This is a genomic window from Arthrobacter sp. Cza30 (assembly GCF_059090765.1).
Map to the genome: position 1 here is coordinate 392,083 of NZ_JBNHGA010000007.1, position 21,651 is coordinate 413,733.

Sequence of the window (21,651 nt, forward strand, 5' to 3'; positions counted from 1 at the left end):
CCTTGTAACGCTCGTCACATCCCAATCCGTACCCCCGGTGGGACTCGAACCCACACTGGACCGATTTTAAGTCGGTTGTCTCTGCCATTGGACTACGGGGGCTGGCACTCCGGCACCTACCTAGGGTACTTGATGGGCCTGCGCCGGTTCACAATCGCCCGAAGGGTTCGGCGTAGCGGAAAACACCCGCGGGCAGCGGACGGCCGGCCAGCGGGAGAGCCATGAAATTGGCGCCCCACGATGGATCCGGGGCACCGATGCCCAGTTCGCTGGCCGGCCGATAACCAAACCGCGGATAGTAGCCGGTGCTTCCCAGCAGCATGATCACGCTCTCCCCGGCGGCCTCGGCGCGCTGCCGCGTTTCCTGCAGCAGGGCCGCCCCGATGCCCGCACGCTGACGGTTCGGCTCCACGGCAAGGGGCCCCAGCCCCAGCGCGGGCTCATCGCCAATCCAGCCGCGGGTGCTGATGACATGGCCGACGACGGCGCCCCCTTCCTCGGCGACGAGCGAAAACTGCGGCAGGAAGCCGTCGCAGTCGTACAACTCGGCCAGCAGCCGGGCTTCCACCGGTTCAACACCGTCGTCGCCGGCGAAGGCGCGTGCCACCATCCGGCGGACGGCGGGCCGGTCGTCCCGCTGTTCTGTCCTGATCCTCACCGCAGCATTCTATGCGGCCCCGCCCCAGGAAACCTTCCAGAATGCAGTAAGGCCCGGGCACCGCCACAGCGGTACCCGGGCCTTGCTGCTGGTGTGCCTAACGGCCCGTGGAGGCGAGTTCCTTGTCCGCCTCGGTGCCCTTGGCATCCCCTGCCGGCTTGGGAGCGTCGGCGGCCTGCGGGCGCGGCTTGGGGGAAGCCGCCTCGCGGAACTGGCGGTACGGGGTCTGCAGGTCGGCAAGGCGCGTGGTGTCGCGGCCCAGGAAGATCGTCCAGAACCAGTTCGAGATCACGCGGATCTTGCGCTCCACCGTCGGCATGGCCATCCCGTGGTAGCCGCGGTGGGCCATCCATGCCGGCCAGCCCTTGAGCTTGATGCCCATAATCTTGGCGACGCCCTTATTCAGGCCGAAGCCGGCGACGGCGCCCAGATTCTTGTGCTTGTACTCGGTGACGGTGCCCACGCCCCAGCGGGCGGCGTAGATGTTCTTGGCAAGACGCTTCGCCTGGCGGATGGCGTGCTGGGCGTTCGGGACGCAGAAGCCTCCCACCCCGCCGCCGGTCAGGTCCGGCACGGCGGCGACGTCGCCGGCGGTCCAGGCTCCGTCGATCGGGCCGTTCTCGTCGATGATCTGGAGCGTGGCGTCGGCCTTGATCCGGCCGCGCTCGTCCTGCGGGAAGCCGAAGTTGCGCGCCACCGGGTTCGCCTGCACGCCGGCGGTCCAGAGCAGGGTGTCTGCCTCGAAGGTTTCGGCGGGAGTCTTGTCCGGCATGTTGATCAGCTCCAGCACCCCGCCCTCTGCCTTGGCCAGCGAGGTGTTGAGCATGACCTCGATGCCGCGCGAGCGCATGTGCTCCACGACCCATTCGGCCTGGTCTTCGGTGACCTCGGGCATGATCCGGCCCATCGCCTCGACCAGGACGAAGCGCAGGTCTTCCTGGCGCAGCCGCCCGTTCTTCTTGACGGCGGCGCGGGCCAGGTCCTCGATCTCGGTCATGGCTTCAATGCCGGCGAAGCCTCCGCCGACGCCGACGAAGGTCAGCGCGCGGGTCCGCTCCGGCCCCTCCGGGAGCAACGAACCGGTTTCGATCCGCTCGAGGACCTTGTTGCGCAGTTCCACGGCTTCTTCGACCGTCTTCAGGCCGATGCCGGCCTCGGCCAGCCCCGGGATCGGGAAGGTGCGGGTGATGGCACCGGCGGCAACGACGACGTCGCGGTAGTCCAGCTCGAAGGCCTCGCCGACGGCAGGGGTGATCACGGCCTTCTTCGCGGCATGGTCGATCGACGTCACCTTGCCGGTGATGAGTTCGGTGTCCCGCAGGTGCTGCCGGTGGTTGACCACCACATGGCGGGCTTCGATGCTGCCGGAGGCCACCTCGGGCAGGAACGGCTGGTAGGTCATGTAGGGCAGCGGGTCCACCAGGGTAACGATCCCGCCGTGCCGCTTGACCTTCTTCTGGAGGTTCAGCGCGACGTAAAGACCAACGTAACCGCCGCCGACCACCAGGACGCGCGGACGATCGGACAGAGCAGGAGTGAGTGCCATGCCCCCAGTATAGCCGCTTTTGTGAAACTTTTCACGAAGTACCGGCGGCGGGCGTGACGGCCCGAAGGAATCCCCGCCGACGGCAGGTGTGGCGGACCGAACGGCCCGAAGGGTCCGGGGAATCAGCGCTTGGCGGGCTTCCGGATCTCTTCCCGGATCGGCGGGATGAAGTCCGTGTTTGCTTCCTCGACTGCCGACGTCCCCTGCCGCACGGCCTTGCGCGCCCGCATGGTCTGGACGGCGCCCAACACCAGGACGGCGGCGATCAGTCCGCCGAACGAAAACACGAGGACGGCCGGCAGCACCGAGTCTTCGCTGGGCGGCGCGACCGCCACGGGCGTGGTCGGTTCCGGAATATCCGGCGCCTCGGCCTTGGACTGCACCGGAGCCTCCGACTGGGGCGCGGCGGCCTCGCCGCGGCGGTGCACCGTGATCCATTGCGCGATGGAGCCGAGCGGGTTGCCGGCGACCTCCGGCACGTCCGCGTTCAGGGCTGCGTCCGCATCGAGTACGCCGTAGCCGTAGATCGGATCATGGCCCGGAACACCGGCGTCCTTGGCCGTGCTGACGATGCGGTTGATCACCTGGGCCGCGCTCATGTCCGGGTACTTGGAGCGGATCAGTGCGGCCACGCCCGAGACCAGCGGCGTGGCACCGGAGGTGCCGGACCAGTCGGCATAGAGGCCGCCGGGCAGTCCGCCGACCAGGTTCTCGGCCGGTGCCGCAACGCCGATGACGATGCTCTGGGCCGAGGCCTCCTGGCTCGCCTCGCCGTCGCGGTTCAATCCCGCCACGGTCAGCACGCCGGGGATGGTCGCCGGGGCGCCGGACTGTTCGGTGCCGCCCGCGCGGTTGCCCGCGGCGGCTACGACCACCACGTCATGCTGTTCGGCGTAGAGGAACGCCGCGTCCCAGCTCTCCGGCCAGGAGGTGCTGGAGCTGGTCAACGACATGTTGATGACCTGCGCGCCATTGTCCACGGCCCAGCGAACGGCCGCCGGAATCTGCTCGTCCACGCCGATGCCCGAGGGGTTGGGCGTTCCGAGCCAGGTAGAGGCGGTCAGGATCTGTGCCTTCGGCGCCACCCCGATCACGCCGTCCGTGCCGGCGCCGATCCCCTCGTCCTTGTGCTTGGACTTGGACTTGGACTCTTTGTCGTTCTTCTTTTTGTCGTCCTTTTTGTCTTTCTCCGGTGCATGGCCGCGTCCTGCCAGCAGGGTGGCAACCAAGGTGCCGTGCTCCGGCGTTTGCCCGATGCCCCGCTGGCCATCGGGATCACCGGAGCCGGAGACGTCGGTACCGCCGACCACGGCACCCTTGAGGTCCGGGTGCGTCGCATCAACGCCGCTGTCGATCACTGCTACCTTGACGCCTTCGCCCTGCGATTCGTCCCAGGCGGCGCGGATCCCGTAGGCGTCCAGCCAGTATTCCTTGCCGCGGGTGTCGTCTGCCTGGGCCGGGCCGGCAAGCACCAACGAGGCGAGTACCGCGATCGCCGATCCCAGCGAGAAGGCCTTCGACGCGGCCGCGCGTCTGGCCGGCCGTTCACTGTCGCGCTGGCGCATGGATGTCCCTTCGTTGGCAAAGCGGTCTGGTCCCCGGAACCCGGGAAGCTCAGTGCGGCAGCCGGGTGGCCGCACTCAGGGCGATTCCGTCAAGAATATCGTGTTCGCTGGCGGTCGCACCGTCCACGCGGCCGCCGGTCAGTGCGGCCAGCTGTCGGGAAACGGTCCGCCAGATGAGCGCGCCGGCGCCGATGACATCCACCCGTCCCGGATGCATGTAGGGCAACGCGGCCCGCTGTTGCCGCGTCATCTCCAGGAGGGAGGTGCATGCGGCATCCAGCCGGGCACCGTCCAGATGCGCCGCGTGGATGGTTTCCGGACGATACTCGGGCAGCTGCAAGGCGTGGGCGGTGACCGTGGTGACGGACCCTGCCACTCCGACCAGGCGGTCGACGTCGGCCAGCGGCACCTCGTCGAGCACGCGCGCCAGGTGTTCTTCGGCGCCCGCCACGGCGAGGGCAATCTCGGCGGCAGTTGGCGGATCCGAGAGCAGGTGCCGCTCGGTAAAGCGGACGCAGCCCATGTCGGTGCTGAGCGCGGCCAGCACCCCGTCGGCGGTTCCCAGCACGAACTCCGTGCTGCCGCCGCCCAGGTCCACGACCAGCACCTTCTCCCTCGGTTGCGGCGCCAGGACGTTGGCGGCGCCCGTGAAGGACAGCTCGGCCTCTTCCCGGCCGCTGATCACTTCAGGTTCCACGCCGAGGCGCTGGCGGATGCCGTCGACGAAGACCTGGCGGTTGGCGGCGTCGCGGGTGGCGGAGGTGGCGACAAAGCGCAGGGTTTCGGCACCGTGGCTGCGCAGCTGGCCGGCGTAGTCCTCCGCCGCCGCGAAGGTCCGCTCCAACGCTTCCGGCGCGAGCGCCCCGGTGGCGTCGACGCCCTGTCCCAGCCGCACGACTTTCATCTCGCGGACCACGTCGGTGAGACCGCCGTCCTGGACATCGGCGATTAGCAGGCGGATCGAGTTGGTCCCGCAATCGATGGCTCCGACGCGTGCCACTAGGACCTGCCTCCGACGGCGTCGCCGGGCATGGAACCGTCGACGGTGCCGGTGCCGCCGTCGTCGTCCGCCGCCTTCCCGGTGCCGCCGGCGCGCCGGGCCTTCTTCGCGGCCAGCTCTTCGGCCGTCAGTCCCTGCGTCCGGGTGTGCCGGCTTAGATCCCGGGCCGGAGCGGTGCCGTCCACATCCCAGGCCCCGGAGCAGTAGCAGCGGTCCGCGGTCCACCATTCGGCGATACGTTCGAGCGCTTCGTCGCCCAGCGGGTTCACGCCGGGACCTGCGGCCAGCGAATGGCCCACCAGGACGTGCAGGCATTTGACCCGCGTGGGCATGCCGCCGGCGGAGACTCCCGCTATTTCGGGCACGTCGCCGATGCCGGCCCGGCGGCCGACCTCGTCGCGGGCCGCCAGGTACTCCTCGTGCGCGCGGCGGTAGGCCGCGGCCAATTCGGGATCCTGCTCCAGCCGTTCGGTCATCTCCGTCATGACCCCTGCGGCCTCCAGCCGGGATACCGCGGACGTGATGACCGGGTGGGTCAGGTAGTACGTGGTGGGGAAAGGGATTCCGTTCCGGAGCCGCGGCGCCGTCGTGGCGACCAGCGGGTTTCCGCACACGCACCGTGCGCCGATCTCCACGACGTCGCGCACCGGCCGGCCGAGCTGGCGGCTCAGGGTGTCGAGATCGTCGGGGGTGGGGGTGCGCTGAGCGTCGTTCATGGCTCAGTCCTTTCCTGGCGCTGCGGCCCGTGGGGCAGGGCCGTGTGATCCGGCAGGCTCTGCCGGGAGGTCAGTCTGCTGCGGGCGAGTCTGTTGCCGCGCGGGTCACCGAGTTCCACAGGGCGTCCACCCACGGCAAATCCTCGGGCGCGGTGGCGGAGGCATGTTTGTTGGACTCGCGCAGTCCTTCCGCGCCGGTGACCATGTACCGCTTCTCCCCCGGCATTACATAGAATATGCGATCCCGGGCCTGCTGCTTGATGTAGGCGGGATCGTCCCAGCGGGCCAGTTCCTTGGTCAGCTGTTCATTGGAGTCTTTCTTGGCGGCGATGTCCGCCTGCAGCGCGGAGAGTTCCGCCCGCTGTTCAATGAAGATCCGCACCGACGGGGCCAGCAGCACGGTGATCGATACCAGCACCAGGGCCAGCGCCAGCAGGCGCCCGGAGAACGCTTTCGCCGGGACCGGCACGGCGTCGGCCGGGGTTTCCCTGGCCGACGGCCGGGGCTTTTGGCCGGCAGCCGGTGCGGCCGGCTGCCGGATGGCCTCGGACAGCTGCCGGCGTTCGGCCGCGCGGGCTTCCGACGGCGAGGGTTTGGGTTTCGCCGGCGGCTTCGGCTTTCGCTGCTGGCCGGCGTCCGGCGCGCGGGGGGTGCGGGCGTCCGGCTGCGGAGCGGAGCGGGTCGGGGGCCGGCCGAAGTCGGCCCGGATCACCTGTCCGGTCTCCGGTTCCCGCGCGTCGGTGTCCTTGCCGTCCACGCCGCCCGAAGCAGGCCCGCTGCCGGCCGGGCGGCCGGCCCGGGGCATGTTGGGGCGTCGGGTGGACATTCGCGGCTCCTCACCGTGGTCGTCGTGCGGGGCCCGGCTCCGGTTTTGCCGCCGGGCCCCGCTTAAGACATTACCGAGGGTCGGGCCGAACTACGCCGTGAAACGCGGGAAGGCGCCGCGACCGGCGTAGCGGGCCGCGTCGTCGAGCTCCTCTTCGATGCGCAGCAGCTGGTTGTACTTGGCCACGCGCTCGGAACGGGCCGGGGCGCCGGTCTTGATCTGGCCGGCGTTGGTGGCCACGGCGATGTCCGCGATCGTGGTGTCCTCGGTCTCGCCGGAGCGGTGCGAGGTGATCGTGGTGTAGCCGTTGCGCTGGGCCAGGGCCACGGCCTCCAGGGTTTCCGTCAGCGAACCGATTTGGTTGACCTTGACCAACAGGGAGTTGGCGGTCTTGGCATCGATGCCCTGCTGCAGTCGTTCGGGGTTGGTGACGAACAGGTCGTCGCCGACCAGCTGCACCTTGTCGCCCAACTCGGCCGTCAGGGCGGCCCAGCCCTCCCAGTCGGATTCGTCCAGCGGATCCTCGATGGAGACCAGCGGGAAGTCGGCCACCAGCTGGGCGTAGTAGGCGCTCATTTCCGCCGCCGTCAGGGACTTGCCCTCGAACTGGTAGGCGCCGTCCTGGTAGAACTCGGAGGACGCCACGTCCAGGGCCAGGGCGATGTCCTTGCCCGGGGTGTAGCCGGCGCGGGTGATCGCCTCGGTGATCAGGTCCAGCGCGGCCCGGTTGCTGGGCAGGTTCGGGGCGAAGCCGCCCTCGTCGCCCAGCCCGGTGGACAGGCCCTTCTCCTTCAGCACGGACTTGAGGCTGTGGTAGACCTCCACGCCCCAGCGCAGCCCCTCGGAGAACGTGGCGGCGCCCAGCGGCACCACCATGAACTCCTGGATGTCCACGTCGGAATCGGCATGCGAGCCGCCGTTGAGGATGTTCATCAGCGGGACCGGCAGCACGTGCGCGTTGGGGCCGCCCAGGTACTTGTACAGCGGGAGGTTGGCGGATTCGGCGGCGGCCGAGGCCACGGCGAGCGAAACGCCGAGGATGGCGTTGGCGCCAAGGTCGGATTTGTTGGAGGTGCCGTCCAGGTCGAGCATGGTCTGGTCGATCAGCCGCTGGTCGGTGGCGTCGAGGCCCGCCAGCGCCGGCTGAATGGTGTCCACCACGGCGGCCACGGCCTGGCCGACGCCCTTGCCCAGGTAGCGGTCCTTCTCGCCGTCGCGGCGTTCCACCGCCTCGAACGCCCCGGTGGAGGCCCCGGACGGAACCGCGGCCCGGCCCATCGAGCCGTCGGAGAGCAGCACCTCAACTTCTACGGTGGGGTTGCCGCGGGAATCGAGGATTTCGCGCGCGTGGATGGCATCGATCAGCGCCATGGAGTAGCTCCTGTTCGTTGGAACGAAAAGATGGAATGTCTGCAGGCGAGGCCGGGGCCGGCTGCAAGGTCCGGCTTAAGACTAATCGAGATCACCCGCCGCGGTTTTCTTCCGTTACGCGCTGCTGGAATTTCCGGACGGCGCCCCGCAGGGCCTGCTCGGGATCCACGCCCGCCTCAACTGCGCGGCGGACGACGGCGAACAGCTCCTCGCCGACGTCGTCTTCCGTCCGGGCAGCACCGTCCGCGCCGGGGCCCCCGGGCGCGCTGCCCCGCTCCGACCCGGCCGCCGGCCCGCTGCCCGCCCGGGCGGCGCGGTCCAGCGATTTCGCTGCCAACGCCAGCGCCGGCAGCGAGTGCGGAAGGCCGTCGAACGGCGTGGTCCGCTCCGGTTTTTCCGCCGCCTTGACCGCGTCGTAGCCGGCCACGATCTCGGCGATGGTCTCCGGAAACTTTTCCTGCAGGGACCCGTCCGGCCGGAAGACATGCCGGTTCCGCCGTATGAGTTTGGCGGTCAGTTCCGCGGCCACGGCGTCGAAATCAAAATGTCCGCGCTCTTCCTGCAGGCGGGCGTGCAGCACCACCTGGTAGAGCACGTCGGCCAGTTCGCCCTTGAGCTCGGCAACATCGGCCCGGCCGGTGTGGCCGGTTTCGATGGCTTCGGCCAGTTCGTGGGCTTCCTCCACGAGGTAGTCGACCAGCGACTCGTGGGTCAGCGCCGCGGTCCACAGGCAGTGCTCGCGCAGTTGTGCCACGACGTCCAGCAGCCTGGCGACCGCCCGGCCCCGGCCGGGCTCAGCGGTGGGAGCGTCCGGGAACTCCCCCCGCCCGGATTCGGCCTCGGCGGGGGCGTCCGGGAGCCGCCCCGGTTCACAGGAGTGTCCGGCGTGAGGCATCGCGGCGTCAGCCCAGCTGGCTGTTGAAGGCCTCGCCGATGAACTCGACGAGCGCCTCACGCTCTTCCAGCGGCAGGAAAGCAGCCTCGGCCGCGTTGAGGGTGATCTCCAGCAGGTCGTCCAGGTCGTAGTCGAAGGTTTCCACCAGCAACTCGTATTCGTCGGTGAGCGTGACTCCGCTCATCAGCCGGTTGTCGGTGTTGATCGTGACCTTGAACCCGGTCTGGTAGAGCAGGTCGAACGGGTGGGAGTGGATATCCTCGCCGAAGACGGAGATCGCGCCGGTCTGCAGGTTCGATGACGGGCTGCACTCGAGCGGGATGCCGCGGTCGCGGACCCACGAGGCGACCCGGCCCAGCGTGACCATGCCAACCTCTTCGCCGTCCTCGTCGTCGGGTCCGAAGTCCACCTGGATGTCCTCGGCGATCCTGACGCCGTGGCCCAGCCGCAGCGCGCGGCCGCTGACCAGCGCGTCCACGATGCTGTCCACCCCGGCCGCCTCGCCGGCGTGGATCGTCACCGGGAACTGCTGTTCGGCCAGGTAGGTGAAGGCGTCCTTGAAGCGCGAGGGCGGGAAGCCGTCCTCGGCACCGGCGATGTCGAATCCGACGACGCCCCGGTCACGGTGGCGGACGGCGAGTTCTGCGATCTCCTGCGAGCGGTCGGCATGCCGCATGGCGGTGACCAGCTGGCCCACCTGGATGGGGCGGCCGCTGGCTTCCACGGCGGCCACGCCGGCTTCCAGGCCTGCCTGGACGGCCTCTACCGCCTCGTCCAGGGTCAGGCCCTTGGTCAGGTGCTGTTCGGGCGCCCAGCGGACCTCGCCGTAGACCACGCCGTCGTCGGCCAGGTCCTCGACGAATTCGCGGGCCACGCGGAACAGGCCGTCCTTGGTCTGCATCACGGCGATGGTGTGGTCAAAGGTTTCCAGGTAGCGGACCAGTGAGCCGGAATCCGCCGATTCGCGGAACCACTCCCCGAGCGCCACCGGGTCGGTGGAGGGCAACTCGTGGCCCTCGGCGGCGGCAAGTTCAATGATCGTGGCCGGGCGCAGTCCGCCGTCCAGATGGTCGTGCAGCGAAACCTTTGGCAGGCTGCGGATGTCGACGTCGAGGTCGGCTGCGGTGTCTTCGGAGTATTCAGGCTCAGTCACAGGCACCACCTTACGCGAGCACCGGGCACGCCTGAACCGGCGCGGATGCCCCCGACGGGTTCAGTCGTCGAGACCGGCGGCGGAACGGTTGCGGGAGGGCACGGCCAGGGGAACGTACGGTTCGAAGCGGACGGTCCGCGAGCCCGCTGCCGGCAGCTGGTCGGCGGGATCGCGCCGTGCAACTACTGCTGCATCCGGGCTCTCCGCGGCCGCGCCCGCGTCGCCTGCCGCCGCCGAGAGGCCGGCTTCCGCCGCCGGCCCCACTCCCGTCGCCGGCCCGGCTTGCGCCGTCGAACCGGCTTCGCCCGCCGGGCCCGCCTCGGCCGGCTCCGCTTCGCGGGACCCGCCCGGGGCTGCGGCGCGCAGCCGCGCGGCACGGCGCCGGTTGGCCAATTTCACGCCGTGGTCCAGCAGGAGGCCCAGCAGCAGCGCCAGGATGATCGCCAGGCCTGCGGCCAGGAGGGTGTTGTCATGGAACCACCGCCCGGCCAGCGCCCCGATGGCTACGGAGTACAAGGACCAGGAGATGCCGGCGGCGACGGAAAACAAAACGAACTTGCGGTGGTTGTAGCCGGTGGCGCCGGCGGTCATGTTGACGGCCACGCGGCCCACCGGGATGTAGCGTGCGCTCAGGATCAGCAGCGCGCCGCGCCGGTCCAGTTCCCTGCGGGCCCAGGCGAAGGCCGCGGCAACCCGGGGACGCTGCATCCAGCGGAAACGGTCTGCACCGATGCGGCGACCGATCAGGTACGCGATGTTGTCCCCCGCTATCGCGCCGATGGCGGCAACGGCGGCCACCAGCCAGATATTCGGGGCTCCGGCGGATACCGCAATGGCCGCCAGTGCCACGACCACCGATTCGCTGGGCACCGGCGGGAAGATGCCGTCGATCAGGCAGAGAGCCAGAAGCAGTGGGTAAATCCACCATTGCGCTGCCGCATCGATGATGAAGACGCTGAGCGCGTCCATGAAAGTCTGCACGAAGTGTTCCTGTCCGCTGGATACCTAGTCCAACGATGCCATGCCGCATCTTGTGCCGCTATCGGGTAGATCCCTGACCGGGCCCCCATCGCTCAACGCCGCAGACCCCGCGGTGCGCCGGGGCATCCCCCGCTCCGGCCGCACCATTTCATCGTAGCGGGGCCGGGGGAACGCCGGGAAGAGCTTGCTCCGGTGGATATATATCCGTGCTGCCCCAGTTGTTTTCAGCTGGGGTCTCCCGCTCCCCGGAGGGGGTTGCACGCCCCTCCGGTCCAGGGAGGCAGGCGGTGCCGGAGATCCCGCGGCGGCCAGGTCAGGGGTGAGTCACGCCACCCGGTCGATGATCAGCCGCCGGGCCGGCCGGCTCCCCTCCGGGGCAATAACGACGGCGCCGCGCAGCGCCTCCTTGGCGCGGTCGAACCTTTCGGGGGTATCGGTCAGCAGCGTCATCAGCGGTTCACCTGCGCGGACCACCGCCCCGGGCTTGGCGTGCATCCGCACGCCGGCCCCGGCCTGCACGGCGTCTTCCTTGCGGGCGCGTCCGGCACCGAGCCGCCAGGCGGCGACGCCGACGGCCAAGGCGTCCAGCTGCATCAGCACGCCGTCGGCCTCGGCGTAGACGACTTCCGACTCCCTGGCCACCGGCAGCTTGGCGTCGGGATCCCCGCCCTGGGCGCGGATCATGGATTTCCAGACGTCCATGGCTCGGCCGTCCCGCAGCGCGGCCGCGGGGTCGGCATCCGTCACGCCGGCTGCGTGCAGCATCTCCTCGGCCAGCCTCACGGTCAGCTCCACGACGTCCTCGGGGCCACCGCCCGCCAGCACCTCCACCGATTCCTCGACCTCGATGGCGTTGCCGGCGGTCAGCCCGAGCGGCGTGCTCATATCGGTCAGCAGCGCCACGGTGTTCACGCCCGCGTCCTGCCCCAGGGCGACCATGGTTTCGGCCAGTTCCCGGGCGTTGCGCTCATCCTTCATGAAGGCCCCGCTGCCGACCTTCACGTCCAGCACCAGCGAGCCGGTGCCTTCGGCAATCTTCTTGCTCATGATCGAGGAGGCAATCAGCGGGATCGCCTCGACCGTGCCGGTCACATCACGCAGCGCGTAGAGCTTCTTGTCCGCGGGAGCCAGGCCGGCCCCGGCCGCGCAGATCACGGCGCCGATGCCGGCCAGTTGGCTCATCATCTCGTCATTGCTGAGCAGGGCCCGCCAGCCCGGAATCGACTCGAGCTTGTCCAGGGTGCCGCCGGTGTGGCCCAGGCCGCGGCCGGACAGCTGCGGCACCGCCACGTTGAATACGGCCACCAGCGGGGCCAGCGGGAGGGTGATCTTGTCCCCCACGCCGCCGGTGGAATGCTTGTCGGCGGTCGGCTTGCCGAGCGAGGAGAAGTCCATCCGCTCGCCGGAGGCGATCATCGCCGTCGTCCAGTGCGCGATCTCCTCCCGGTCCATGCCGTTGAGCAGGATGGCCATGTTCAGCGCGGACATCTGCTCGTCGGCGATGGCACCGCGGGTGTAGGCGTCGATGGTCCAGGCGATCTGCTCCGGGCTGAGCGTTCCCTTGTCCCGCTTGGTCCGGATGATGTCGACGGCGTCGAATGTTTCGGTCATGTCCTGCTCCTTAGGTGATGCGTTCCGCCCGTCAGGCCAGGTGCTGCGCGCCGAAGGCGTCGGGCAGCACCTGGTCCATGGTCCTGACGCCGGCCGGCGTCATCAGCAGCATGCCGGGCGCGCGGAACTCGTACAGCAGCTGACGGCACCGGCCGCACGGCATCAGGGCGTTGCCCTCCCCGTCCACGCAGCTGAAGGCGGCCAGTTTCCCGCCGCCCGTCATGTTCAGCTGGCTCACCAGCGAACATTCCGCGCACAGGGTCAAGCCGTAGGAGGCGTTTTCCACGTTGCAGCCGGAGACGATCCGGCCGTCGTCGGTGAGCGCGGCGGCACCGACCGGGAAGCCCGAGTACGGTACGTAGGCCAGCCGCATGGCTGCCTCCGCGGCCTGCTGGAGGGCGTGCCAGTCCACCTGGGCCGTCGTTGGTGCTTCCACGGTCACCCCTTGATGTACGGCACGCCGCTGGCGGCCGGGGGTCGGGCGCGGCCCACCAGGCCGGCGACGGCGAAGATGGTCACCACGTAGGGCAGCATGGCCAGGAATTGGTTCGGCACCGTGGAGCCCAGGGCGCTGAGCACGTACTGCAGATTGGTCGCGAAGCCAAATAACAACGCCGCGAAGAACGCGTACAGCGGGTTCCAGCGGCCGAAGATCAGCGCCGCCAGGGCGATGTAGCCCTGCCCGGCGGTCATGTCGCGGCCGAAGCTGGACACAAGGACCAGGGTGAAGAAGGCGCCGCCGAAACCGGCGACGACGCCGGCCAGCAGCACGTTCATGAACCGCATCCGGTTGACCTTCACGCCCAGGGTGTCCGCCGCCTTCGGGTGTTCCCCGACGGCACGGGTGCGCAGGCCCCACTTGGTGTGGAACAGGCCGAAGTAGATCACGGCCACCGCGACGTACATCAGGTAGCCGACCACCGACTGCTCGAACAGGATGGGGCCGATGATCGGGATGTCGGACAGCACCGGAATGCTGATGATCGGCAGCCGCGGCGGAGAGTTCCAGGTGGCCGAGTCGGCCGAGAGGACGGTGGAGAACAGGAAACCGGTCAGGCCGGAAACCAGCACGTTGAGCACCACGCCGACGATCACCTGGTTGACGATGTACTTGATGCTGAACACCGCCAGTACCGCCGAGACGAGCACGCCGCCGACGGCCGCTGCGGCCAGGCCGATGAACGCGTTGCCGGAGAGCGACCCGGCGACCGCGGCGGAGAAGGCACCGAACAGCAGCTGTCCTTCGATGGCGATGTTGACGACGCCGGAGCGCTCGCACAGCACTCCGGAGAGGGAGCCGAAGATCAGCGGCACGGCCAGCGTGACCGAACCGGCCAGCAGCCCGTAGAGGGCCACGTTGGGGGTCCGGGCGCTGCCGACCACCCAGGTGAGGAATCCGACCACGAACAGCACGGCAAAGACGGCCACCAGCCAGCCGGGGACCTTTCGTCCGGACCGGACCAGCATGAACGACCAGACGGCGCCGGCGAGCATCAGGACGGCCGTGACCCAGCCGGTGACGACGGCCGAGAGCACCACCGACGGCAGCACCACCGGGTCGTTGGGGTCCGATAGCCGGAAGGTCACCGAGTTGTCCGGCGCCCCGACCGCGAACACCAGGACGGCCGCGAAAGCCAGGACGGCCAGGATGACCGGCGTCTTCCAGTTCCGCACGGTGTCCGCAGCGGCTGGGCTTTGCTGCGGGGCGGCGGCGGTAACCGTGCTCATGCTGCACCTCCGGTGCTTGCGGTCTTACGGGGTCTTGCCGTCAGCTTGCCCGGCTCGGGGAGCCGGAAGATCGCGCGCACGAGCGGCGGCGCCGCGATGAACAGCACGATCATGGACTGGACCACCAGCACGATGTCGATGCCGGTGCCCGTGTTGGTCTGCATGGTCACCCCGCCGGCGCGGAAGGCGCCGAACAGCAGGCCGGCCGCGAAGGTGCCCCACGGCGTCGAACGTCCCAGCAGTGCCACGGTGATGGCGTCGAACCCGAAACTGGCCGCGACGCCCGAGGTCAGCACGCGTTCGGTGCCGGCCACTTGCGCGACTCCGGCCAGGCCGGCGAGGGCGCCCGCCAGCACCATCACCACGACGTAGCCCTTGGTGACGCTGATGCCGGCGGTGCGGGCGGCGTGCGGGTTGGAGCCGACCGCGCGCAGCTCGAAGCCAATGGTGGAGCGGTTGAGCAGCCACCAGCAAAAAACGGTGGCCAGGATGGCTACCACGAAGCCCCAGTGCAGCCGGAAGGTGTCGCCGAAGAGCGGCGGATACATGGCCGTGGCATCCAGTTGCGGGCTGATCGGGTTGGTGGAGCCCGGTCGCTGGAACGCCGGCATGGTCAGCAGGTACAGCACCAGGTTGATGGCCACGTAGTTGAGCATGATCGACAGGATCACCTCGTGGGCACCGGTCTTGGCCTTCAGCAGGCCGACGAGGCCGCCCCACAGTGCGCCGCCGATGATGCCGGCGATGATGACCAGGAGCAGGTGCAGGCCCACCGGAAGGTGCCAGCTGAAGCCGACCCAGGCGGCCAGGGTGGCACCGATGATGATCTGGCCCTGCGCGCCGATGTTGAACAGTCCCGCGCGGAACGCCAGCGCCACGCCCAGGCCCGCGCAGATGAGCGGCGTGGCCACGGTCAGCGTCTGGGTCAACGGGTAGATCATCCGGGCGAACGTGGCGCCCTCGAAGTTGAAGATCGAGCCTTGGAACAGTGCGGCGTAGGCGTTGGCGGCGGCCGTCCAGCCGGCAGCCAGCATGTCCTGCGGCCGGGCGAAGAAGTAGCTGGAGGTCCGGGCCACTTCCTCGTTCGTCAACGCGATCAGGATGCCGCCGGCGATCAGGGACAGCACGATGGCGAGGACAGCCACCAGCGCGTTGCCGGAGACGATCCGCTGCATGACGGTCTGATGCGCGCGCAGCTCGGGGTGCAGGCTCTCCCCCGTGGGCAACACGGCCGGCGGTGCCTGGGTGCCGTCGCCGAGGGCGGCAGCCGCCTCGAGCCGCTGCTCGTCGCCCTCCGCCATGGGCGTTCCCGCGTGTTTCGACCGCTTCCCGTGCTTGCCGGACTCGTCCGCGCTCATTCCTCGCCTCCTTCGGCGTCTGTCTGCTGTACTTCGGCGTCCGTCCGGTGTGCCTGTGCTTCCTCGGCGCTCATGCCGGCCATCATCAGGCCCAGCTCGCCGCGCGAGGTGCCGGCGGGGACGATGCCCATCAGCCGGCCCTGATAGAGCACGGCGATCCGGTCGGCAAGTTCCAGCACCTCGTCCAGTTCGGTGGAAACGATCATCACCGGCGTGCCGACGTCGCGCTCGGCGACGATCCGCTTGTGCAGGAATTCGATGGAGCCTACGTCCACGCCGCGGGTGGGCTGGGAAGCGATAAAGAGCTTCAACGGCCTGGACAGTTCCCGGGCCATGACCACCTTTTGCTGGTTTCCGCCGGAGAGCGTACCGGCCGCCGCCGCCGCGGACTGGGTGCGGACGTCGAACTCCGAGATGTACTGCTCGGCGTTTTGGGCGACCAGGGCCGGCTTCATGGCCAGGCCGCGGGCAAACGGCGGCTGGTCGTAGCGGTTGAGGATGAGGTTTTCGGCCACCGAGAAGGTCCCGACCAAGCCCTCGACGCTGCGGTCCTCCGGCACGAAACCGACGCCGGCCTCGATGATGTCCTTGACCTTGCGGCCCACCAGTTCGCGGCCTTCGAGCTTGATGGAGCCGGACACGTGGTCCTGCAGCCCCAGGATCGCCTCGGTCAGTTCGGTCTGCCCGTTACCTTGGACCCCGGCCACCGCGAGGATCTCGCCGCGCGCGATGCCGAAACTGATGCCGTCCACCACGCGCTGGCCCGTGGCCGAGCGCACCGTGAGGTTCTCGACGGTGAGCGTTTCCTCGCCCGGCCGGGCCGGTTCCTTGTTGAGGGTCAGGCTGACGGCGCGGCCCACCATCATTTCCGCCAACTCGGTCGTGGAGGCCGAGGGCGGCGCGTCGCCGATGACCTTGCCACGGCGAATGACCGTGATGATGTCCGAAACCGCCTTGACTTCGCGCAGCTTGTGGGAGATGAAGACGATGGCCTTGCCGTCGGCCTTGAGCTGGCCCATGATGCCCAGCAGCTCATCGGTTTCCTTCGGCGTCAGGACGGCGGTCGGCTCGTCCAGGATCAGCACTTCGGCGTCGCGGACCAGGGCCTTGATGATTTCGACCCGCTGCTGCACTCCGACCGGCAGGTCCTCGACCACCGCGTCGGGATCCACCTCGAAACCGTATTGGTCGGAGATCTCCCTGATCCGTGCCCGGGTCTCCTCCAGGTTGAGTTGGCCGCCGGCCTTGGTCGCCTCGTTGCCCAGCGCCACGTTCTCGGCCACGGTGAACACCGGGACCAGCATGAAGTGCTGGTGCACCATGCCGATGCCGGCCGCCATGGCATCCCCGGGGCCGTCGAAGGTCACCGGCTTGTCGTCGACCAGGATCTGGCCTTCGCTGGGCTCGTAAAGCCCGTAGAGGACGTTCATCAGCGTGGATTTCCCGGCGCCGTTTTCACCCAGCAGGCTGTGCACCTGTCCCGGCTGCACCACCAGGTCAATGTGGTCGTTGGCAACCAGGGAGCCGAATCGCTTGGTGATTCCCTTGAGCTCGAGTTTCAAACCCCAACCCACCTGTTCTTTGTCCGTAGGTACGACGGTCCTCATCCAGCGGCGCGGTGCCGGACGGTGCTGCTGCCCGGACGCTGTGCCTAGCCTAAACCGGTTCGGCCGATTACAGCGCGGACCGCCGCCCTCGGCACCGGTGTCCGGTACGGAGGACGACGGTCCGCTGCGTGCTTACTGCTGCGGGCTGGACTTGGATTCGACCTTGATCTTGCCCGAGATGATCGATTCCTTGATGGTTTCCAGTTCCGACTTGGTCTCATCGGAAACCGCTGCGTCGAGGTCATGGAACGGGGCCAGTGCCACGCCGCCGTTCTCCAGGGTTCCGATGTACGGGGTGCTGTCGAAGTTGCCCCCGAAGTCGGTCCGAATAACGTCCTCTACCGAGGCGCCCATCTCCTTGACAACCGAAGTAAGGATGAACTCCTCGGCCTTGCCGGCGCTTTCGTAGCCGTCCGAATCGACCCAGACAACCTTGGCATCCTTGCCGTCGGCGTTGGCTTCGAGCACGGCGTCCAGCGTGCCCAGGCCCACCGGGCCGGCCACCGGCATGATGATGTCCGCGCCCTCGTTGATGAAGTTCAGGGTGTTGGTCTTGCCCTTGCCCTGGTCCTCGAAGTTGCCGACGAAGGTACCGTTCTGGGCTTCCTTGTTCCAGCCGAGCAGTTCGACGTTGGCGTCCTTCTGCTCGTTGTAGTAGTCCACGCCGTCGGCGAAGCCGTCCATGAAGATGGTGACGGTGGGGATGTTCATGCCGCCGTAGGTGGCCACCTTGCCGGTCTCGCTGGTTGCGGCCGCGACGTAGCCGGCCAGGAACGCCGCCTGCGCCGTGTCGTAGATGATCGGCTTGACGTTGTCGCCGAACTCCGGGTCGTTGTAGTCGACGATCGCGAAGTTGGTCTCGGGGTTGGCCGCAGCCGCTTCCTTGGTCACGTCGCCCAGCAGGAAGCCGACCGTGAGGACCATGTCGCAGTTGGCCTGCACCATGGCATCCACGTTGGGACCGAAATCGGTCTCGGCCTGGGACTCGGCCTCGCGGATCTTGATGCCCAGCTCTTCCTCGGCCATCTTCAGGCCTTCGTAGCTCGACTGGTTGAACGAGCGGTCGTCGAATCCACCGGAGTCGGAGACGATGCAGCCGAGGTAGTCGGTGCCTTCCGCTGCCGGGCTGCCGCTGGCGCCGCCCTCTTGGGCCGGCGGTGCGCCGCAAGCGGTCAGAACCAGTGCGGACGCGCCCAGCACCGCGGCGGAGAGGCCGGTGCCGCGCTTAATCTTGCGCAGTGAAGTCTTCAATGTTCCTCCATAAAAGAATGTCTGCCCCGCCACAGTTCAATGGTCGCTTCACAAGAAGTGCGGCGTTTGACTTGTACTCCGCGTGGCACAGCACCTGTCCTGCAGGTGCACAGTTGATGACCCTACAGTAGTTCCCGCGCGCCCCACCGGCGAAGCAATCGCTACCGGCGCGCGCAGATTGTTCAAAAGTTGTTACTTTTGGGTAGCACCGGCTGCCGTGTCCCGGTGACGCCGGGCGGCCAGCACGGCGGCCTTGGCCATGACGCGCACGCCCACGCCGATGGCGTGCTCATCGGGAGCGTAGTCGCCGCGGTGCAGGTCGAAGGTTTCGCCGCCCGGGCTCCGGGTGCCCAGCCGCATCATCGCGCCGGGCACTTCCTGGGTCATCCAGGCGAAGTCCTCCCCGCCCATCGACTGCGGCGTGAGGGTCACCGCGTCCTCCCCCAACTCGCTCCGGGCCGCCGCCTCGAGCAGCGTGGTTTCCCGCTCGGTGTTGATCACGGGAGGCACGCCGCGGATGTGTTCGAGCTTGACGTCCACGCCGAACGGTGCGGCCACCTGGTTCACCACCTCGTCCACCAGCTCGCCGGCGGCCTGCCAGGCTTCCCCGTCCAGGCAGCGCATGGTGCCGGCCATGTAGCCGACGGCCGGGATGGCGTTGGGGGCCGCACCCGCCTGAATCTGCCCCCACACCAGCGAGACGGCGCTGCGGACATCGATCCGCCGGTTGATGACGGCGGGGACACTGACGGCGATCTCGGCCAGCGCGAACACCAGGTCCTCCGTCAGGTGCGGCCGGGACGTGTGGCCGCCGCGCCCGCGCAGTTCAATCCGTATGGTGTCCGAGGCGGAGGTGATGGCTCCGATCCGGGTGCCGACCAAGCCGACGTCGATGCGCGGGTCGCAGTGCAGGGCCAGGATCCGCGGCAGCCCTTCCAGCACGCCCTGCTCGATGACGGCCAACGCGCCGCCGGGCATGGTCTCCTCGGCCGGCTGGAAGATGACCCGCACGCGGGCGGACAGTTCGCCATCCAGATCCAGTTTGCGCAGGACCAGCGCGACGCCGAGCATCACCGTGGTGTGGATGTCGTGTCCGCAGGCATGGCTGATGCCGGTGTTGACCGAGGCGTAGTCGAGGCCGGTTTCTTCCATGATCGGCAGGGCGTCGATGTCCGCGCGCAGCCCGATGGCCAGCGGGCCCTCCCCGACGTCGACGAACAGCCCGGTGCCGTCCAGCAGTTGCGGTTCCAGCCCTGCGGCCGTCAGCCGCTCGGCCAGCTTCCGGGTGGTGAGGAATTCCTTGTGCGACAACTCGGGATGCTGGTGCAGGTCCCGCCGGAACCGCCGGAGTTCATCCAGCAGCGGCGATGCCCAGACGCCGATATTGAGATTGGCCAGCGGAGTTTCTGAAATCTTCTGCACACCTGCACTCTATCGATTTGGGCGACCTTCCGAGGACGGTCGCCGGCCTTGCACAGGACCAGGCTTTCGCCGCCGGTCCCGGGTGCCGTACGCCTTAGAGGACGTCGGTGTCGCCGCTGGCCCTGAGGTGCTCGACGGCGGACTTCACCTTCTGCGCGTGTTCCTTGGTGGTGACCAGCAGCGCGTCCGGGGTGTCGACCACGACGACGTCGTCGATGCCGATCAGCGCGATCACGCGTTTGGTGTCGGACACCACGACGCCGGTGGCCGACTCCGCGAAGACCCTCGCCCCTTCGCCGAGGACCGTGAGCCCGGAGGTTTCGCTGGCGGTATTCAACCGCCCGATCGCGGCGAAGTCGCCCACGTCGTCCCAGGAGAAGGAACCGGGGATCATCGCCACGTCGCCGGCGGCCGCCGCGGGTTCGGCCACCGCGTAGTCGATCGACGTCTTGGGCAGGTCCGGCCAGATCCTGCGCATCACCGCGCCGCGGGCGGGAGTGTCCCAGGCCTCGGCGATCTCGGTCAGGCCGGCAAAGAGTTCGGGTTCGTTGGTTTCCAAATGCTTCAGCAGCAGGTCAACCGGCGCCACGAACATGCCGGCGTTCCAGGAATATTCCCCCGTCGCCAGGTAGCCGCGGGCCACCTGCTCGTCGGGTTTCTCCACGAACTCGACCACCGCCTGCGCGGAGGGCGCCCCGGGGACCTGCAGCGCCCCGGCGGAGCGGATGTACCCGAATCCGGTGGCCGGATGCGTCGGCGTGATCCCGATCGTGACGATGTAGCCCTCGGCCGCGGTGTGCACGGCCTCGCGAACCGCCTGCTGGAAGTCCTCCACCGGGGTGATCACCTGGTCCGCGGCGAAGGAGCCCATGATGATCCGCGGGTCCCGCCGGTACAGGATCGCCGCGGCGAGACCGATCGCCGCCGCCGAGTCCTTCGGCTCCGGCTCCAGCACCAGGTTCGCATCCTGAAGCTCGGGCAGCTGTGCGCAGACCGCCTGCCGGTGCAACTTGCCGGTTACCACCAGGGTCCGCCCCTGGCACAGCGGCTCGAGACGGGAATAGGTGGCGCGGATCAGCGTGGACCCGGAACCGGTCAGGTCGTGCAGGAACTTCGGCGCCGCCGCGCGGGACAGCGGCCACAACCGCGTCCCGGTCCCGCCGGCCGGAATAACTGCATGAAAACGGTCCAGCACGGCGTCGTCGTCGGCCGCATCCCGGCCTGCTGCTTGAGTGTTCACGCTCTCCACGGTAATCCAGCAACGTGGGTACCGCCTTCATCCTGCAGGCCGATTTCTGCCGTCGGGGTGGTTTGCCGGTGTCGTAACAGCGCAAACCGCCGCCCCGTCGGAATCCAGAGCCTGCGGGGCCGCGGACCGGCCTCACCCGCCCCGTGGAAGCCGGTGCGGCACGGGCGGTTGAACCCGTGCTGTTAAGAAGGTCACACCCTGCTGTACCTGAATTGAATAAGCCCTCAGCGAAGCCTAGATTAGTCTTGAGCTATAGAGCGCTCTCGCACCGGCGTCAACTCTTGCGTGGAAGCCACGCTGCGCCTCTGCGATGCAGGGAGGGTAATTCAGTGTCGAAGACACCAGCAGGGACCTTATACCGCGGCCGTGAAGGCATGTGGTCTTGGGTAGGACACCGCATCACGGGCGTCGCAATCTTTTTCTTTCTCTTGGTACACGTGCTCGATACCGCGCTGGTCCGGGTATCCCCGGGCGCCTATGACGCCGTCATGGCCACGTACAAGAACCCGATCATGGCCATTCTGGAAGCCGGCTTGGTAGCGGCCATCGTCTACCACGCCTTTAACGGGCTTCGCGTCATCCTCATCGACTTCTGGAAGAAGGGGCCCAAGTACCAGGCCAAGCTTCTGTGGGGGGTTGTCGGCCTCTGGGTCGTCGTCATGATTCCGTTCCTCATCCGCCACCTCACGCTCGCTTTCACCGGGGGTCACTAAC

Annotated in this window: 19 protein-coding genes and 1 tRNA gene; 1 reads left to right on the forward strand and 19 read right to left on the reverse strand. The window is 68.4% G+C overall.

Going from position 1 to position 21,651, the window contains the following annotated elements:
* Positions 1 to 29: 29 nt before the first annotated feature.
* The 19 genes from AC5RVZ_RS24510 to AC5RVZ_RS24600 all read right to left on the reverse strand — a co-directional run bounded on the left by AC5RVZ_RS24510 (position 30) and on the right by AC5RVZ_RS24600 (position 20,928).
* Positions 30 to 102: transfer RNA gene (locus AC5RVZ_RS24510), tRNA-Leu, on the reverse strand.
* A 46-nt stretch (positions 103 to 148) separates the two neighbouring features.
* The gene (locus tag AC5RVZ_RS24515; protein ID WP_494068227.1) at positions 149 to 658 is read right to left on the reverse strand and encodes a GNAT family N-acetyltransferase; all 510 of its coding nucleotides are present in this window, start codon (positions 656 to 658) and stop codon (positions 149 to 151) included.
* Between the two features lie 97 nt (positions 659 to 755).
* The gene (locus tag AC5RVZ_RS24520; RefSeq protein WP_494068228.1) at positions 756 to 2,204 is read right to left on the reverse strand and encodes an NAD(P)/FAD-dependent oxidoreductase; all 1,449 of its coding nucleotides are present in this window, start codon (positions 2,202 to 2,204) and stop codon (positions 756 to 758) included.
* A 122-nt stretch (positions 2,205 to 2,326) separates the two neighbouring features.
* Positions 2,327 to 3,769: a S8 family serine peptidase gene (locus tag AC5RVZ_RS24525; RefSeq protein ID WP_494068229.1), complete on the reverse strand. Its 1,443-nt coding sequence runs from the start codon at positions 3,767 to 3,769 to the stop codon at positions 2,327 to 2,329.
* Positions 3,770 to 3,818: 49 nt separating this feature from the next.
* Positions 3,819 to 4,769 (reverse strand): Ppx/GppA phosphatase family protein, encoded by a 951-nt coding sequence (locus tag AC5RVZ_RS24530; protein ID WP_494068230.1) that lies wholly within the window; start codon positions 4,767 to 4,769, stop codon positions 3,819 to 3,821.
* A complete protein-coding gene (locus tag AC5RVZ_RS24535; protein WP_494068231.1) occupies positions 4,769 to 5,485 on the reverse strand; it encodes a DUF501 domain-containing protein in 717 nt (238 codons plus the stop codon). Before AC5RVZ_RS24535 ends, AC5RVZ_RS24530 begins: the two co-directional genes overlap by 1 nt.
* 70 nt (positions 5,486 to 5,555) lie before the next feature.
* Positions 5,556 to 6,311, reverse strand: a complete 756-nt coding sequence (locus AC5RVZ_RS24540; RefSeq protein WP_494068232.1) for an FtsB family cell division protein — start codon at positions 6,309 to 6,311, stop codon at positions 5,556 to 5,558.
* 90 nt (positions 6,312 to 6,401) lie between these two features.
* Positions 6,402 to 7,682 carry a phosphopyruvate hydratase gene (eno, locus tag AC5RVZ_RS24545; RefSeq protein ID WP_494068233.1) on the reverse strand — a complete coding sequence of 427 codons (1,281 nt, stop codon included), beginning with the start codon at positions 7,680 to 7,682 and terminating at the stop codon, positions 6,402 to 6,404.
* A gap of 91 nt (positions 7,683 to 7,773) precedes the next feature.
* On the reverse strand, positions 7,774 to 8,577 hold the full coding sequence (locus tag AC5RVZ_RS24550; RefSeq protein WP_494068234.1) for a MazG nucleotide pyrophosphohydrolase domain-containing protein: 804 nt from the start codon (positions 8,575 to 8,577) through the stop codon (positions 7,774 to 7,776).
* A gap of 7 nt (positions 8,578 to 8,584) precedes the next feature.
* Positions 8,585 to 9,730 carry an adenosine deaminase gene (locus AC5RVZ_RS24555; RefSeq protein ID WP_494068235.1) on the reverse strand — a complete coding sequence of 382 codons (1,146 nt, stop codon included), beginning with the start codon at positions 9,728 to 9,730 and terminating at the stop codon, positions 8,585 to 8,587.
* A gap of 60 nt (positions 9,731 to 9,790) precedes the next feature.
* Positions 9,791 to 10,711, reverse strand: a complete 921-nt coding sequence (locus AC5RVZ_RS24560; protein WP_494068236.1) for a DedA family protein — start codon at positions 10,709 to 10,711, stop codon at positions 9,791 to 9,793.
* A gap of 324 nt (positions 10,712 to 11,035) precedes the next feature.
* Positions 11,036 to 12,322 carry a thymidine phosphorylase gene (locus AC5RVZ_RS24565; RefSeq protein WP_494068237.1) on the reverse strand — a complete coding sequence of 429 codons (1,287 nt, stop codon included), beginning with the start codon at positions 12,320 to 12,322 and terminating at the stop codon, positions 11,036 to 11,038.
* Positions 12,323 to 12,353: 31 nt separating this feature from the next.
* Positions 12,354 to 12,758 (reverse strand): cytidine deaminase, encoded by a 405-nt coding sequence (locus AC5RVZ_RS24570; RefSeq protein WP_494068238.1) that lies wholly within the window; start codon positions 12,756 to 12,758, stop codon positions 12,354 to 12,356.
* Positions 12,759 to 12,760: 2 nt separating this feature from the next.
* On the reverse strand, positions 12,761 to 14,050 hold the full coding sequence (locus tag AC5RVZ_RS24575) for an ABC transporter permease (RefSeq protein WP_494068239.1): 1,290 nt from the start codon (positions 14,048 to 14,050) through the stop codon (positions 12,761 to 12,763).
* A complete protein-coding gene (locus AC5RVZ_RS24580; RefSeq protein WP_494068240.1) occupies positions 14,047 to 15,408 on the reverse strand; it encodes an ABC transporter permease in 1,362 nt (453 codons plus the stop codon). Before AC5RVZ_RS24580 ends, AC5RVZ_RS24575 begins: the two co-directional genes overlap by 4 nt.
* The gene (locus tag AC5RVZ_RS24585) at positions 15,405 to 16,970 is read right to left on the reverse strand and encodes an ABC transporter ATP-binding protein (RefSeq protein ID WP_494068297.1); all 1,566 of its coding nucleotides are present in this window, start codon (positions 16,968 to 16,970) and stop codon (positions 15,405 to 15,407) included. The genes AC5RVZ_RS24580 and AC5RVZ_RS24585 overlap by 4 nt, the downstream gene beginning before the upstream one ends.
* Before the next feature lie 177 nt (positions 16,971 to 17,147).
* On the reverse strand, positions 17,148 to 18,266 hold the full coding sequence (locus tag AC5RVZ_RS24590) for a BMP family lipoprotein (protein WP_494068241.1): 1,119 nt from the start codon (positions 18,264 to 18,266) through the stop codon (positions 17,148 to 17,150).
* A gap of 192 nt (positions 18,267 to 18,458) precedes the next feature.
* Entirely contained in the window at positions 18,459 to 19,688 is a 1,230-nt protein-coding gene (locus AC5RVZ_RS24595; RefSeq protein WP_494068242.1) for an amidohydrolase, read from the reverse strand.
* A gap of 94 nt (positions 19,689 to 19,782) precedes the next feature.
* Positions 19,783 to 20,928 carry a mannose-1-phosphate guanylyltransferase gene (locus AC5RVZ_RS24600; RefSeq protein WP_494068243.1) on the reverse strand — a complete coding sequence of 382 codons (1,146 nt, stop codon included), beginning with the start codon at positions 20,926 to 20,928 and terminating at the stop codon, positions 19,783 to 19,785.
* Between the two features lie 338 nt (positions 20,929 to 21,266).
* Between AC5RVZ_RS24600 and sdhC the strand changes: the two genes are divergently transcribed.
* Positions 21,267 to 21,650, forward strand: a complete 384-nt coding sequence (gene sdhC, locus AC5RVZ_RS24605) for a succinate dehydrogenase, cytochrome b556 subunit (protein WP_493978601.1) — start codon at positions 21,267 to 21,269, stop codon at positions 21,648 to 21,650.
* Position 21,651: the final 1 nt, after the last annotated feature.